3 protein-coding genes are annotated in these 16,554 nt (G+C 70.3%); all 3 read left to right on the forward strand.

Annotated features, from left to right (window positions below; genetic code table 11):
• Nucleotides 1-323 precede the first annotated feature (323 nt).
• The 3 genes from CACI_RS46895 to CACI_RS41940 are packed head-to-tail and all read left to right on the forward strand — an operon-like array spanning nt 324 to nt 16,552.
• Nucleotides 324-737 carry a YbaB/EbfC family nucleoid-associated protein gene (locus CACI_RS46895; RefSeq protein ID WP_015797033.1) on the forward strand — a complete coding sequence of 138 codons (414 nt, stop codon included), beginning with the start codon at nt 324-326 and terminating at the stop codon, nt 735-737.
• Nucleotides 734-1,123, forward strand: coding sequence for a hypothetical protein (locus tag CACI_RS41935; protein WP_015797034.1), 390 nt, complete (start codon nt 734-736; stop codon nt 1,121-1,123). Before CACI_RS46895 ends, CACI_RS41935 begins: the two co-directional genes overlap by 4 nt.
• Nucleotides 1,124-1,165: 42 nt before the next feature.
• Nucleotides 1,166-16,552: a WXG100-like domain-containing protein gene (locus CACI_RS41940; RefSeq protein WP_015797035.1), complete on the forward strand. Its 15,387-nt coding sequence runs from the start codon at nt 1,166-1,168 to the stop codon at nt 16,550-16,552.
• Nucleotides 16,553-16,554 lie beyond the last annotated feature (2 nt).

Genomic DNA, 16,554 nt, shown 5'->3' on the forward strand with positions numbered 1-16,554 from the left:
ACAGGTGAATCAGGCTTCTGCACGAGCGATCGCCGCGCCGAGCACAGCCACCCGCGCTCTACCTTCCAAACCGCGCGCACCATCTCCTGCACCACCGGCTCGCACCCTGCACTCGGCAGCCGCGCCGAGCACAGCCATCCGCGCTCTACCTTCCTGACCGCGCGCACCATCTTGTGCACCACCGGCTCACACCCTGCACTCGGCAGCCGCGCCAAGCACAACCACCCGCGCACCACCTGCTCGCGCCCTGTTTCCCTTTCGGCGCGCGCCATCTCGTGCGCCGCCGGCTCGCAGCCGGTTGTCCTTATCGAAAGCCTCCGCCCATGACCGCCGCCGATGAAGTCCCCCCGGGCCACCCGCGCCTGGCGTTCGATCGTGCGAAGCTCGCGGAGCTGGTCGCGGATTCCGAGCGGCGGATGGCGGTCATCGCTGATGCGCAGCGGCGGGTCTCCGAGTTGTCCGTCAGTGTGCGGTCGCGGGATCGGTCGCTGACGGTGGGGTTGGGTGCCGGTGGGGCGTTGACTGAGCTCACCTTTCACACCGGTGCCTATCGCGACATGGCGCCGGCGGAGCTTTCGCGGCTGTTGTTGGACACGATCGCCGCCGCTCGTGGTGTGTACGCCGCTGAGGTCGCCGATGCGATGGCGCCGGTGCGGGAGGGTGCTGTGCTGCCCTTCGAGGACATCATGGCGGGCAAGTTCGACATCTCCGAGTTCCTGCGCGGGAGTTCTTCATGACCTCGATCCAGGCTGATCCGGACGACCTCGACAAGCACGGCCGGGCCTTCGACGGCCATGTCGCCGACATGTCCTCGGTCCACGACGAGATGTACGCGCTGCTCGCCGGCGATATCGGCATCGGGAACGACGACTTCAGTCGCGGGTTCCGCGAGAACTACGTCACGCAGGTGCGCAACCTCGCCGACAGCGTCAAGGGCGCGCGGGACGGCGTGCGGGGCATCAGCCAGGGCATGATCCGGATGGCCGCCGACTACCGCGCGACCGACGACGCCTCGCTCAAGGGTGTCAGCAGTCTGGGTTCGAGCCTCGGCCTGCCGCCGGGCGGCGGTCCCGCCGGCGGTCCGCACACCACCCCGCACCCGACGCCGCATTCCGAAGCCTGACCGAAGCCTGACCGGACCCTGACAGAACCCTGGCATCCTGACATGGGCATCGACCTCCCCGAGCCGCTGCGCTGGCTCTTCAAGCTCACCGGCTCCGAGTGGCCCGACGCCGACGAGGACAAGATCGCCGCGTTCGGCGAACACGTGAACAACCTGAGCACCAAGATCGACTCGGTCAACTCCAACATGGTCGAGACGGTCCGGCTGGCCAACGTGTCCAACGCGGGCCCGGCGATGACGCAGTACACCGACAACCTGCGCGACGTCGTCAACAACGGCATGCCCGGCATGTCCGTCGGTGCCCGGGCGATGGCCATAGAGATCCACGACGCCGCCCTGCAAGCCGAGTACAGCAAGGGCACCGCCGTCATCAACATGGCGATCATGGCGCCGATGATCGCCGAGGCCATCGCCAACGCCCCGGAGACCTTCGGCGCCACGATGGCGATCGCCGAGGCCGGGGTCGCCGCGATCCGTACCACCGTGCCCAAGCTGCTGACGCAGATGGTCGAGAAGGTCGTCACCAACACCGCGATGATGGAGGCCGGCGACCTCGCGGTGCAGGGCTACCAGGTCCTGGTCAAGCGCGACCGCTCCGGCTTCGACGGCAACCTGTCGCTGAACACCATCGAGATGGGCGCCATCGGCGGCGCCGTGGACGGCGCGCTCACCGGAGCCCTGATGAAGGGCGCCCCGAAGTTCTTCAAGTCCGCCGAGGCCGGCGTGACCGACGCCTCCAAGCTGGTCTGGGCACCGCCCAAGTGGGCCAACATGGCCACGCAGGTCGCCAACAACACCGTGACCTCGCTGATCATGGACGGCATCAACGGCCAGCCGATCGACGGCCTGAGCCTGCTCCAGGGCGCGGCGCTCGGCGCGGCGATGGGCGGTCTGCACCGCGCGCCCGGCGTCAAGGTCAAGCCGTTCGACGACTTCCACATGAACGAGGACTTCCTCAACGGCGACAGCTGGGTCCGCCTTAACAGCGCCTACACAGAGGACAAGACCGGCACGAATGACTTCTCTTTCAACATCCGCCGCCAACCCGGCTCGACCGACGGCACCAAGACCGTCTGGTACGGCGACCCGGACGTCACGCACCCCGAGGGCACCCCGCCCCTGAACGAACGCCTCGGCCCGGTCATCGACAAGGCCCTGGAGAACCACCCCGAAGGCGCCCCCAAGCCGCGCTTCACCGTGCTCGAAGACGTCCCCCCGACCCAGCTCGACGGTATACGCACCCTCGCCGCCGACAAGGGCGTGGACATAGTCGTCCCGCACGGCGCCGTCGAGACCGGTCCCTACGGCTCGATCCGCGTCCCCGGCACCGACGGCGGCTCCGGCTTCCGCATGGTCCACCCGGACGGCAGCGTCGACCACCTCGGTTCCGTCTACGACCCGCGCCAGACCGTCAGCGAGCCGATCGTCGGCGGCGAACCGCCCGAAGTCCGCCTCGCACTGGGCAGCGGCGGCGAGAAGTTCGTCTCCAAGGAGGTCGCGGGCGAAGGCGACTGCACCGTCGCCTCGCTCGCCGACTCGGCGCTGAGCCAGGGCGTGGCCAAGCAGAGCATCCACGCCGAGGGCCTGAACCTGAACGACCCCGGCGATATGCGCGAGTTCCGCAACCGCATCGCCGACCAGGTCACCGGAAACAGCACCGACACCCGCCCCGGCTCCGGCGTCCTGCTCGGCGAGCTGTCCGCCGACGGCGCCCGCACCGTCCTGGACCGCCTCGGCCCGCCCAAGGCATCGTCGAGCTCGCACCTCGACGCCCTGGACCTGGCCACCCCGGCGCCCCGGCCCGTCGCCGACCCGATCCGGGAGCTCAACAACCGCCTGGAACAGGACCCTGCGACAGTCCTGTCCGCACTGGAGAACCACTACTCCGCCGACGGCGACAAGGGCATGGCCCAGCTCACCGCCTACGCCAAGGCGAAGGTCGAAGCCGGCGGCGACGTCCCGCAACACCGCGACCTGCTCGACTACGCGATCCGCGAGCGCACCCTGGCCGAGACCCCGCTCGGCGGCGAGATGCTCCAGGCGGTCGCGCACACCCTGGGCCTGGACGTGGTCGTGGTCAGCGGCGACAAGCCCGCCTTCCACCTCAACGGCGACTCCGCCAAGCGGGTCTACGTCCACCGGGTCACCACCGAGGACGGCCGCAACCACTACCGCGCCCTGCGCCCGGAGACGAAGCCGCTGTCCAAGCTCAGCCGGCGCACCCCGCACCCGCTGCCCGGCGACCGCCCGAAGCCGGCGCGGCGTACCTCACCCGACGACGCCTCCAAGCCCTCTAAGCCCTCCACGTCCTCCGACACCGCACCCAAGCAACCCGCGCGGCGCGTCCCGGTCTCCTCGCGCGGCGGCCACAGCGCCCTGTCCCGCAAGCCCACCGGCTCGGTCGGCAACGCCCTGCACCGCCTGGCCGGCGGCGCGCACGACCAGACCGGCACCGACACCGGCGTCGCCGCCCACCGCCCCCCGCGCCCGACCACCCCGCACGAGCCGCACCAGGACGTCAGTACCCTGATGCAGCGCGCCGGCCACGCGCACAACGCCCCGCCCCGGCCCGCGGACGGCTTCGAATCCACCGCCGGCCCGGACGTCATGGGCGTCCGCGCCGTCCCGGACAAGCCCGCCTTCCTCGCCGCCCACCACCTCGACAACCTGCCGCCGGAGAACTCCGCGAAGTTCTTCGACGGAATCGACCTGGCCCGCCCCGACGGCCCGCCGCACGACCTCGGCGACCTGTTCACCGGAGCCGGAACCGCGCACACCCCGCCTCGGATCCCCAAGCTCCTGCACAGCATCTGGCTCGGCGGACCGCTGCACGCCGACAAGGGCGACCGCGCCAACTTCATGAAGACCATGGGGGCGAACGCCGACAAGACAGGCTTCACTTCGGTGCTGTGGACCGACGTCCCCCGCAACGAGATCGACCAGCTCCGCGCGCTGGATCCGGACGCCCCGCGCACCGAGCGCCAGGAGCACGTCCAGCAGATGCTGGACTGGGCCGGCGACCACAACGTCAAGCTCGCCAACCTCGACGAGGTCTTCGCCGGCGGCGACAAAGCCGAGCTGCACACCGAGATCGCCACCGAACGCGCCCGCACCACCGGATCCGGCTACGCCGGCGCCAGCGACCTGCTCCGTCTGGACATCCTGCACCGCTTCGGCGGCGTCTACACCGACGGCGACAACAAGGCCACCGACAAGCTCGCCGAGCTGGTCGACACCGTCGAGGGCGACCAGGCGCACGGCCAGTTCGGCATCTCCAGCCTGAACGGCAGCATCAACAACTCGGCCTTCATCGCCCCGCCGGGCAACCGGATCGTGCACGACTACCGCGCCAGCCTGAAGGAGCGTTACACCGCCCCGCTGCGCGAGGTGATGGCCGAGAAGCACGCGCGCGGCAAGGCTGACCTGTTCGAGGCCTTCAAGCCCTTGCAGGACCACGTCCGGTTCTCCAGCCGCGACGTCCGCAGCGAGGTCATCACCCGCACCGGCCCGACCGCCTGGTCCTTCGACAAGCTGGCGCGCGGAGCCGGGGCGCCCGACGGCGGCGCGCAGGCGCCACGCCACTGGTTCACCACCATCACCAAGGAGCACCTGGAGACCGGTTCGGAGTCGAGCTGGCTGTCCGACGCCACCAAGCCGCCCGCCGGCACCGAGGCGGAGCACGCCGAACCGGACACCGCGGCCGAGCACGTCCCGACGTATCTGGACCCTGCCAAGACCGTCCAGGCGGCGGTCACCGTCCTGCACCGCGAGGTGGTCAACCGCGAAGGCGTGCTGCACCTGCCCTCGGTCATGGACATCGTCGACAAGGCCGCGCCGGAGCACCGGGAGCAGGTCTGGCACGCCGTCCTGCACACGATGCACGAGACCTGGCCGAACCACGAGTATCCGAAGCCTGACATCGTCGTCTCCGGCCGCTTCCAGACGCCGTCCAAGAGGGGCGACTCGATCGGCCGGAACCAGTCGATCCCGCGTCCGATCAAGGACTATCTGCACGACAGCGGCCTGTTCCCGAACGCCACCACGCACACCGAGGTCGGGCACGACTTCTCCCTCCTGCCGGAGGACCGCCAGCTGCGCCAGACCCTGACCCGGGCCGAACTCCGGAACATCGAGCCGGAGCAGGCGCGCGACATCTCCCGCGTCCACAAGCTGCTGTTCGGCGACACCTTCATGTCGGATGCGGACCAGGTGCGCGACGCCGCGAAGGTCCTGGACCTGCTGCACGCCACCTCGCCCGGCGACACCCGCACCGATCCGATGTGGGTGCCCAAGGCGCTGCGCGACCTGGTCGAGTTCCGGATCGGCGACGAGGGCAACTACGACCCCGCGCACCTGACGACGCTGATCGGCGACCACACCGCCGTCACGCGCCGCGGCGACCTGACCCCGGGCGCCTACCGGCGCCACGCCGAGTACGCCAAAGCGATCCCCAAGGGCGAGGACCCCGAGAAGTTCGCCGGCAGCATGAGCCCCCGGCCGCCGTCCCGCAAACTGCTCAGGCTCTCCGCGGCCCAGCACGCCGCCCGCTGGGACCGCGCGGTGGACGTGATGGCGCTGAAGAAGGAACTCGGAGAGGTGAGCCCCGAGCAGGAACGCGGGCTGTGGAAGCTGGTCGGGCTCTACCGCAAGACGCCGGGCAACGCCGTCTCCGACCGGCCGCTGACGCTCCAGGACATGGCCGAGTTCCGCAACCAGCTAGCCGGACGGCATCCAGAGCTCGGAACCGTCACGGATCCGAAGGCCTGGACTCAGAACATGGCGGACCGGGCCTACGCGCTGAGCCCGGAAACCGGCAAGGTCACCATCGACGAGCTGGTTCGGCACGTCCACGAGCAGCCGGACGAACCGCATCAGCCCTCTGCCACCGACGATCCGCACTACGGCACGCCGTATCCCGAACCGCCCGCGACCCTGAAGTGGTTCCACGAAGACGCCGTGGAGACCACGCGCGAGTTCGACGAACTCGGTCCGCTCGTCTCCCATCTGCCACCGGCGCACTTCCGCGACCTGATCGGGCACGCGGGCGCCGCGGCGGAGCATCCGGAACGCCGCGACATCCTGCGCCAGCTGCACATCAACATCGCCCACCTGCAACCGGACGACGTGCGCACGTCCATCCAGGGCTCGCGCTTCCATCGCCGATTGTCCGACGAGCTGCGCAAATACGGCGCGGACCCGGAGATCGACAAGCGCGACCTGCCCGCGTTCCAGCACCCCGACGAGGCGGCGCGCTTCCGTGCCGAGTACGTCGAGGCGCGCCCCGACGGCAGCGGCATCTGGATCCGCGATCCGCAGTCCCAGCACGACATGCAGACGCACGCCACGTCCAGGACGATGCTGCCCGACCCCGACCACTTCTCGGTCGTCCTGCACGGCTCGCCGCAGCAGGTCCACGTCGGCAAGGCGACCCTTTCGGCGCGCGACATGGCCAACCTGCTCCAGCACACCCCGGAGTGGGCCGCCAACCCGCGCCCGATCCGCCTGATCGCCTGCAACACCGGCGAGCACGACGAGGGCTTCGCCCAGCAGCTCGCCGACCTGCTCGGCGTCGAGGTCAAGGCACCGAACACGGTCGTGTGGGGCGTGTTCAACGGCAAGCCGTATGCCAGCACCCTGGTTCGCCGCCCCGACGGCACGTACAAGCCGGTCAAGGAAGCCGACGGCGCGTACCGCGTCTTCTCGCCGCACTCCGTGCAAGCCGACGGCGGCGTCTCCAGGACCCCCATCCGCCTGGACACCGAATACGACTACCTCGGCCGCAAGCCCGCACTGACCGTGCTGAGCCGCGCCCTCGCCGGGTCGTTCGGCGACACGCTGGCCGGCGCGGACCCCGTCACGCAGAAGATCGTGAACGACTGGCGCCACCTGATCAGCCAGACCGGCGGCGACAGCGAGAAGGCCTTCGAGGTCTCGGAATCCGCGCGCACCGCGCTCGACAAGGTGCTCACCCCGGACACCGTGCAATGGATGTTCCAGCACGCACCGGCCGGTTCCGAGGTGAATCAGGCCCTTCACGTGCTCTCCGGCTCGCGGTCGCGGTCGCAGCACGGCGGATACGACGCACAGCCGCCCGGCATGACTCCCTCGGCGTATGTCTATGACCCGGTCACAGCGAACGCGAGAGGCGCCGGCCTGTCCGTCGACGCGGTCACGGCGCACAACCTGTCAGCCATCCACCGCTCGCTGTTCCCCGACACCGCGCCCTCCGACGTGCCGTCGATCCGCCAGGCGCACAACGTCATGATGCTGGCGCGCACCGAGCAGGGAAGCAGCACGGTCCGGCCTTCGCATGTCCAGGACCTGGTCCGCCACCGCTTCGGACCCGACGCGACCATCACCCCGGACCGCATCAGGAAGCTGAGCGACGAGTACACCGCGCTCAAGACCCTCGGCCCGATCGACGAACACGCCTGGCGCACGCACCTGGAGTACGCGAAGGCCCGCGACACCCAGACCGGCGAAGTACCGCGCGCATTCACCTCGGACCGTCTGCCGACCGAGCACGAGGCCCGCACCTGGACCGACGTCCTGACCGTCGCCGACGACATGGGCTTCCATCCCGCGGACCCCGTCGACCCCGCAGCCCACACGCAACTCAGCGCTCTGTGGAAGACCGTCGAGACTCACCGCGAAGTGTTGCCCGCGCACGCCGCCGCGCTGGAACGCCCCATCCGTTACGCCGACCTGGAAAACCTCGGTCGCCAACTCGGTCTTCAGCGCGGCAGCGACGAATCGCAGCTCGCGTTCGTCCAGCGCCTCAGCACCAACGTCGGCTCGTTCCGGGCGGCGCATCCGAACCAGCGCCTGTCCGCCTCGGCGATGGCGCGCCATCTTGAAACCCGCGATGCCGCGACCACTCCCACCACACCGCGTCCGGCGCGCACCGCTCCCCTGCGCCCCCGCACCGAGATCACCGACGATCAGGCCAAGACCCTGTCCGACAGCCTCGGCGGCTTCGTCCCGCCGGAAGGGCTGAAGAAGCTCGCCGCGGTCAACCTCACGAAGTTCCCGGCCTTCACCGACCCCCGCCGTGAACCGCAGGTCTCGGACTTCACCGATCTGGTCCACCAGCTCCTCGGTCCCGGCCACGATGTCGAGGCCGGTGTCAGGACCCTGGCTGCGGCGGCGAACCGGGCCCGTAAGGGCGGCAGCCTGAGCGCGTTGGACGGCGCGCTGTCCCACGACGACGGCGGCTTCGTCCGCGCGCCCTGGTCGCGCGTGCGCTACGAGGCCTACGTCCCGTGGTCCGACCGGCACGCCATCGAGCGCGACGCCGCCCTGCTCTACTACCACGCCTTCGGCGAGCACGCGCCGGCGAACCCGGACGTCGGCACCGTGCGGAACATGCGCCGCGCCATGCAGGTCGCCAAGCTCGCGCACTCCTCCTACGACCGGCGCGGTCAGGGCGATCCCGAGACGTTCTACCGCCAGCTCGGGAACCGCCTGCGTCCGCACGCCGACGAAAGCGGCACCGACGCCGACTCCTTCAAGCGGCTGCTCAGCGCCGCCGGCTCCGGCGACGGCCGGTATCAGAACCCGGACTTCCTCGCTGGTCCAATGCGCCGCCGGCTGCACGGCGCCGACACCCCGCGACCGGCGCTCGGCCACGACCTCCCGCCCGAGCACATAGCGGCCTCGCGTGCCCACGCCAAGAAGCTGCCGGGACTGTTCACCCCGACCAACTTCGGCGGTCACGAGCAGATCGAGACGCGTTTACGAGCCCTGATTCCCGGCCGCGGACCGCTGCACTTCGAAGTCGGGCTGCCGACCGAGCTGCGCGAGGGCTTCGGCGCGATGGCCGACGGCGGTCTGACGCTGCGCGTCACCCGCGACGGCCATGCCTACGCCGTGCGTCTCAAAGCCCTGCTCACCAGCGATCCGGAGCGGGTCGAGGAATCCGCGGCGACCGCCAAGAACGAGAGCCGGATGTTCCGCACCGGCGACGACGGCGGCGCCAGCCACGGCACCAGCCGCACCCTGACCGTCGACGGCGGCATCAAGACCGGCTTCGGACCGCTCAGCGTCGGGGCGAACACCGGCACGTCGCGCATCCGCAGCCGGGAGCTGACCTCCTCGGAGGCGTTCGGCGGCGACATCTACCTCGACCCCTCCGACGGCACCGCACGGCACACGGTCCAGACCCAGGTCCACATCGAGGTCACCGATCCCGCGAGCGGCCACTGGCTCCAGGACGTGCCGCCCGCCGACAGCCCGGCGCACACCGTCGAGCTGCGGATCCAGGACCACCTGACCAGCACCGAGGGCGTCGACACCACTCCGCACGCCATCACCCGGCCGCTGGACGACCCCTCGATCGACCACCTGCTCAGCGAGCGGACGGGCTACGGAGACCAGCTCAAGCACGGATTCCTCAGCGGTCTGCATACCAGAGGGCTGACGCTCGACGAGAAGACCCGCGCCGACGTCGACACCTACTTCGCCGAGCTGTCCTCGCCGCACAACGTCGCGAGCCTGCACAGCACCGACCCGCTCCGCCGCGCCGGGCTGACCACGTCGATCACCGCCAAGGACAGCACCGGCAAGACCGTCCCGATCACCCTCGGCGCCCACGCCGAAGCCAAGACCCTGACTCAGGTCAGCGCCTCCCGCGCCGGTCTGAAGATGGACACCGTCGCTCGGCACACGGTGAAGCAGGGCGTCAGCACCGGACGCGGCGGCGGTCTGCCGTCCAGCCTGACCGGCGGCGTGAAGTCTCACGACGGATCGGCGAGCGCCTCACTCGGCGTCACCGGCAACAGCACACGGACCGAGACCGCGAGCCTGGAGTCGGCGTACACGGTGACCCGCACCGTGCGCGCCGAGGACACCAACGCCTCCTACCAGATGGAGTCCAAGCTCGATCTGCACATCGCCGTCGGCGACCAGACCGAGCACTTCACCGTCCCGGACGCCACCGCCTGGATCCGGCTGCGCCCCGCCGACCACGCGCGGCTGATCAGCGCGGACGGGACGCCGGAGCGCAAGGGCGCCACCGAGGACACCGCCAGCCTCGACCCGCACCTGATGACCTCCGAGGGTCTGCCGCTCGGCCAGGTCAAGAGGATCTCCAACCTCGACGGGCTCTACCAGGACCTCACGACCAAGCTGGCCGACCATCTGCCCGAGGAGGCGACCGGCGATCTGGCGAAGCTCTTCGAGGAGGACCCGACCGGCTCCTTCCTGCACGGCACCGGCGACAAGCACGAGAACTGGCGCCGCATCGTCACCGCGGTCTCCGGTCCGGGTCTGGTGCAGCGCGCCGACGCGCTGGCCGGCGAGGGCGTGACGGTCAAGCTGCGGATCGACGGCAAGGACGTGCCGCTGCGGCTGTCTCTCGGCTCTTTGAAGCCCGAGGATGCCACGTCGCTGGGTACCGACGACAAGCTGATGCCGATCTCCGTCCACCAGGCGTCGCAGACCTCGAGGATTCGCAGCTCCAAGCAGCAGGACCTGGCGCTGAACACCTCACTCGGCGTCGGCAAGAGCAACGGTCTGTTCAACGCCACGATCACCGGTCGGCAAACGAAAGCGTCGCGCTCGACGGTGTCCGGCGGCGTGCGGCAGTACACGCGCAGCCTCAGCGGCAGCACGCTGTTCGACGTCGGCGGCAGGCTCAGCTGGAAGCTCGAGCACGCCGAGAAGCCGATCGAGGGCGCGGTCGACGGCGGCGTGCACCTGTGGGTCTCCTCGGACCTGGTCAAGACCGCGCACGGGCTCGGCAAGCCGCTGCCCCTACGTCCGCTGGAGGCTCACCAACACTCCCCGCTCGCCACGACGCCGATCCACATGGCGGTCAACGGCGGCGGGATGGACACGCTGCGCACCGAGATCGCGAAGAAGAACCCTGATCTGGCATCGGAGTTCGGCTCCGGACGCTTCGCCGCGGAACTGCCGCTGCTCTCCGGCGGCGGCGTGCGGGTCGCGCCGGGCGTGCACTGGGACGTCACCCCGACCGGACGGCCGCAGGTGCTCAAGACCCTCTCGGTCTACGTCGAGAGCCACGGCGAAGCCGGTACCGCGGTGGACCACGACGTGGAAGTCCGGCAGGGCAAGGGCGGCTCGGGATTCGGCGGTGGCGCGGGCGACGACCTCACCGGCGGCGTCACGGTCAGCCACTCGCGGGACACGGCTCAGGGCTCGAACACCGGACGCGGCGAGAACACCTCGCGCCTGATGACCGCCAAGACGGTGCAGATGGCGCTGGTGCGCACGCAGGTGCGGCACCGGGTCACCGGTGTCGGCGACAGCCCGATCGAGACGGTCGGCGAGACGCTGGTCATGGTGCCGCTGAGCGAGCTGCACAACCGGCAGGAGCACTTCGACTTCCCGGCGGACACCGCCGAGAAGGTCTTCGAGAACTTCAAGGCGCCCGGCGAGGGCGATCCGTCCCCGGCGCTGAAGTCCGGCATGCTGTTCGGTCCGGTCGGCGCGCATCCGGACGGCGGTTTGGGCTTGGAGGCGACCGCCAAGGCCGATGCGGCGTTCGGCGACAGCGACCTGAACGAGCAGGTGCGCGATCTGCTCCAGACCCCGACGCTCGCCTCGCAGATCAGGAAGCTGAGTGACGGCGGGCTGACGCATCCGATCGTCACCGCCAGTGGCGGCCGGTACGAGCTGCGGATCCAAGCGCGGACCGTCGGACGCCCGGTGCTGCACGACACCAACTCCAGCGGCGGCGCGAAGATGTACAACGCGGACGTGGCGACGTCCAGCGAACGCTCCGGCGGCTCGAAGACCACCTCCGGCGCCGCGACCTTCGGCGTCGACACCCCGCACCTGACCGTCTCGGCCACCCACACCCGCTCTGGCGGCTCCGCCGACGTGGAGACCCGCGCCCGGCGCGACATCGAGTCCGGCGGGCTGCGCTTCTCGGGCGAGTCAGTGGACGAATACCGCCAGGACGTCGAGTACACGTACACGATCACCCGGATCTCGCACCCGATGTGGAACCTGCACTTCGGCGACCGTCCGCCGGAGGCGCTGCAGAAGACGGTCGACGGCAGCTACGTGAGCGAGCTGCGGGTCTTCGAGCCCAGGACGCACGCTCTCGACACGACGACCGAGCCGCGGACCGAACCGCCGACCGAACCCCCGGCCAAGCCGGCGCTGTCGCCGAGGGCGGTCGCCCTGGACTGGCACGGCCAGGACAAGCTCGGCGCGCTGTTCCGCGAAGCCGGCGGCACCGAGCAGCGGCACTCGCCGCAGGACACGGCGGTGCTGAGCAAGGGCAGCTTCGGCGCCTCGCTGCACGACGTGCTCAAGCCCGGCGGCGCCGAGTTCCGCGGCGTCGACCTCGGCGGCCGCACGCTGCTGATGAAGCGCGGCGTCCTGGTCGAGGGCACGCTGAAGGCGCCGAAGAGCGTGGCGTTCCTCAAGGCCGGCGCCGAGCGCGAGTCCTTCAGCCACCGCGACGTCGGCACGACGGTCGAGCACTCCGACAGCACGAAGCAGGAGTCCAAGGGCCAGCTCGCGGCCAGCGGCGTGACCCCGCACGGGGTGACGGTCGGCGGGCGCGCCGGCCTCGGACGCGCCACCGAGGTGCGCGAGAAGACCAGCCAGACGCGCACCACCGAGGCCCGGCCGCGCTGGGACCGCGAGCCCGGCGGTCTGTACGCGGTGCACGTGCCGGTGGAGCTGAGGCTGGACTTCGGACGCGGCGGCGCGCCGCGCTCGACGACGGTCGACGTGCTGGTGCACGTGGACGCCGCCGGCGCCGAGGCGCTCGGGGTGCCCGCGGCGAAGCTGCGGGAGCTGCGGGGCGAGCCGGAGCCGGTGGTGGCGCCGGTGGTGCCGCCCCACGAGCCGGTCGTAGAGCCGCATGAGCCGGTCGTGGCGCCGCACGAGCCGGTGGTGACCGCGCCGCACGAGTCGCCGCCGATGCCCGCGCCCCCCATCGCAGAGGACGAACACCGAGAACCCGAGCCCCAGCCCCAGCCTCACGATGACGAGCCGGCCCTCGACGCGATCCCGCTCGACAACGCCACCCGCGACGAGCTCAGCCGCTTCACTCCCGACGAGCTGACCCGGCTGGAGACCCTGGCTCGCGACACCTCGGCCGAAGACTTCCGCCGCCTGATCATGCGCGTGAGCCTGTCCCCCGGCTCGGTTCCCGAAGCCGCGCTCCTGGAGCGCGTGCCCGGTCTGACGTCGCGCGACCACGTCCTGCATGCCGTGCAGGAAGTCCGCGGCCCTGAGCCCGTGCCGTTCGCCGCGCCGACCCACGCCTCCGTCGCTCCGCTCCTCGCGCCCTTCATCCAGCCCGGCGACGACGCGGTCACCGTCCACACCGTCCCGGCCGGCACCACCGTCTACCGACTCGTCGACATCCGCACCGCCGTGGCCCACCTCAACGGCCACATCCAGCCGCTGAACAAGCTCGGCTGGATCCACCTCGGCCGCGGCCTCTACACCGCCTCGAACCGCGAGGGCGCGAACCTCTACAACGATGATCGCTTCGACCGCGTCATGCTCCGCCTGACCACCCGCCGCGACATGGTCGGCATGAACATCCGCGAGGCCGGCACGAACGCCGCCGAGATCGGATACCACCTCGGCGAGCAGCACGAGGACGGCACGGTCGACCTCACCGACGCCGGCCGGCAGCTGCTCGACCACGCCGACTTCGTCGCCGTGCACACCGGCGAGGAGGGCCCGCACGAGATCAAGTTCCACGACGGCGCCCTCGAGCACTTCGACGTCCACCCCGACGACGGCGCCGTCACCGGCTACGGCGACGGCGTCCTGGCGGTGTACGGAGACTGGGCCCAGCGCTCCGAGCATCTGCCGCTGGGCACCGACTACACCCTGAGCACGATCGGCCGTCTGGCGACCGGCGCGGACCTGCCCTGGCACCAGGTGACCGCCGAGCACGTCCGGCAGCTCGCCGACGCCGTCGGGCTGCCGCACGACCGGATCGGCGAGCTGCCCGACCTGATCGCGATCCATATGCCCGAAACCGCCGAGGAGCTGCGCGAAGCGCTGGTCGACGAAGAGCCGCAACCGTTCGCGGTCATCAAGCAGCACCAGGAGGACATCACCGCCGTCGGCGACGCGCTGACGAACATGGACAAGCCGAAGTACGCCGCCTTCCGCAGCCACGCCGGCTACCAGGACGTCGTCGACAAGGCCGAGGCCGTGGGCAAGCAGACCGACGACCGCGGGCATCTAGCGGCCGTCAACGACCTGCACGCCGCCGTCACCAGGTTCACCGATTCGCTGCCGCCGGAGCAGCGGCAGAAGTTCGAGCACACCGACCTCGCCAACGCCACCGGCCAGGCCTTCGCCCGGGTCTCGATCGTCGAGCTGCGGCTGCGGCGCGACGCCGGCGCGTTCCAGGTGCACATCGGGCACGACTTCGCGGACACCAAAACGCGCACCGCCTGGGTCGAGCAGTTCCAGAAGAACTTCACCGAGGGCACGGATGAGGTCTTGTGGATCCGCAACGCGAATCACCCCGCGGACGCCCACTTGAAGTCCGCGATCGACGCGATGAAGGCGGGTCCGGACCGGCGGTACTTCACGGTCGCGCTCCACGGTTCGCCGGGCTCCGTGCACGTCGGCAACGGCCACCTGTCAGTCAAGGAGATGGCCGCGCTCGTCCGCGCGAACGACTCCTGGGCCAAGGACAAGCGGCCGATCCGGCTGTTCTCCTGCTACACCGGGATGGACGACCACGGCTACGCGCACGAGCTGGCCAAGGAGCTGGGCGTCGACGTCATCGCGCCGAACGACAAGGCGTGGGCGGACCGGAAGGGCAACACGTACGTCTCGGAGAACCTGTACAAGTACGACGACACCGGCGTGCCGCGGCCGACGCCGAAGCGTAAGTCCCCTGAGACCGGGGCGTGGCGGCGGTTCTCGCCGGACGGCGACGTCAAGCTGGAGCTGGCGCCGGGCACGAAGCTCGAGCGGACGGCCGCGCTGACGTTGCTCACGCGGACGCTGCCGCGCACCGAAGCCGAGATCGGAGCGTGGCCCGACGCCGCTCACGCACCGCTGCGCACGCTGGCCGGTGTGCTCCGCACCAGCAACACGTTGTTCGAGCGGCATTTGATCGACTCGCACATGAACACGATGCGGGACAAGCTGTCGGATCTGCTGAACGACGAAACCGTGAAGACGTTGGCGGACAACGTTCCTGCGCATCGCGACGATCTGCGGGAAGCTCTGCATCAGCTGAGTCCGGACACGCATGATCCAAGTGCAGACGATCCGAACTTGCACGACCCGAGCGCGCCGCAGGAACCGCACGGCGACCCCGTCCCGCACGACCCCGTCGCCTTCTCCCCCGACTCGCCGACCCCCGCCGAGCAGGCTCTGACCACCATCACGACCCGCCTGCAGAACAACGAAAAGGTCTGGGTCAGCGACACTCGCTCCGGTTCGCTCCTGACCCGGCCGCTGACGCTGGTCAACGGCGAGCCGCATCTGGGATCCGTCCGGCTCGGGCCCGACCACATGGACCGGCTCGCGGTCGCCCCGGGCTTCGACGACCGGCTGTCGCACTCCGTGCCCGGCGCCGTCCCGCAGCCGGAGGTCAAGCCGAACGGCAACCAGCGCATGCTGTTCCACAACACGTCGCTGATGCTCGGCCACTTCACCGGCGACATCGTCCGCACCTCCGCCGGACCCCGGTTCGGCAACCAGCACCTGACCATAGACAAGGCGATGCCGGCGCTGTTCGCCAAGCTGGCGACGCAGGACCCGGCGGAGGTCCAGACCTTCCTGTCGTTCATCCACCACGAACGCACCCTCGCCGCGGACACGATGCTCGCCCACGGCTTCGTCGCCCCCGCCAACATCCACTTCCGCCCCGCCCCGGCCCGCCAGCGCGCGATCGCCCTGCCCGCCTGGCTCGGAAGCCAGACCCGCCAGGACCACATGCCGCCGGACCCGGATCCGACGAACGTGACCACGGACGTGACGTACGCGCGCTTCCGCGGCTTCGTCGAGACTCGCCTGAGGGACCTCGGCTTCCCGGACGAAGACCGCACCGAACTGATGGGCTCCCTGGACTGGACCGCGAGCCGCTTCCACCCGACCCCGGACACCATGACCGCCGCCGACCGCACCACCCTGTTCGCGGGTCTGTATCTCAACGCCGGCGAACGCCTGGACTTCAGCAAGAAGGCCGTGGTCCTGCAACGGTTGTCCGGCCACGACGTCCCGCTGCCGCTGACCCTGATCGTGCGCGACACGTCCAAACTGACCACCGCGATGCGCACCTCCCTGCAACAACTGCGCGCCACGCTGCCCGTCGACTCCGCCGCCCGGGCAGCGATCCAAGCCCTCCTGGACCACCCGGGCAAGGAACTGCGCCCCGCATCCCCTCCCCTGAACGCCGCGATATCGGTGATCATGGAGCACTACTGGCCGACCATCCTCGCCTGGATGCCCCCTCCGGAATAGGA

It is taken from the genome of Catenulispora acidiphila DSM 44928, assembly GCF_000024025.1.
GTDB lineage: Bacteria > Actinomycetota > Actinomycetes > Streptomycetales > Catenulisporaceae > Catenulispora > Catenulispora acidiphila.

Bases quoted from the DNA above. Each gene is read 5' to 3' on its own strand.
- CACI_RS46895 (WP_015797033.1), top strand. From the start codon at position 324: ATGACCGCCGCCGATGAAGTCCCCCCGGGCCACCCGCGCCTGGCGTTC.
- CACI_RS41935 (WP_015797034.1), top strand. From the start codon at position 734: ATGACCTCGATCCAGGCTGATCCGGACGACCTCGACAAGCACGGCCGG.
- CACI_RS41940 (WP_015797035.1), top strand. From the start codon at position 1,166: ATGGGCATCGACCTCCCCGAGCCGCTGCGCTGGCTCTTCAAGCTCACC.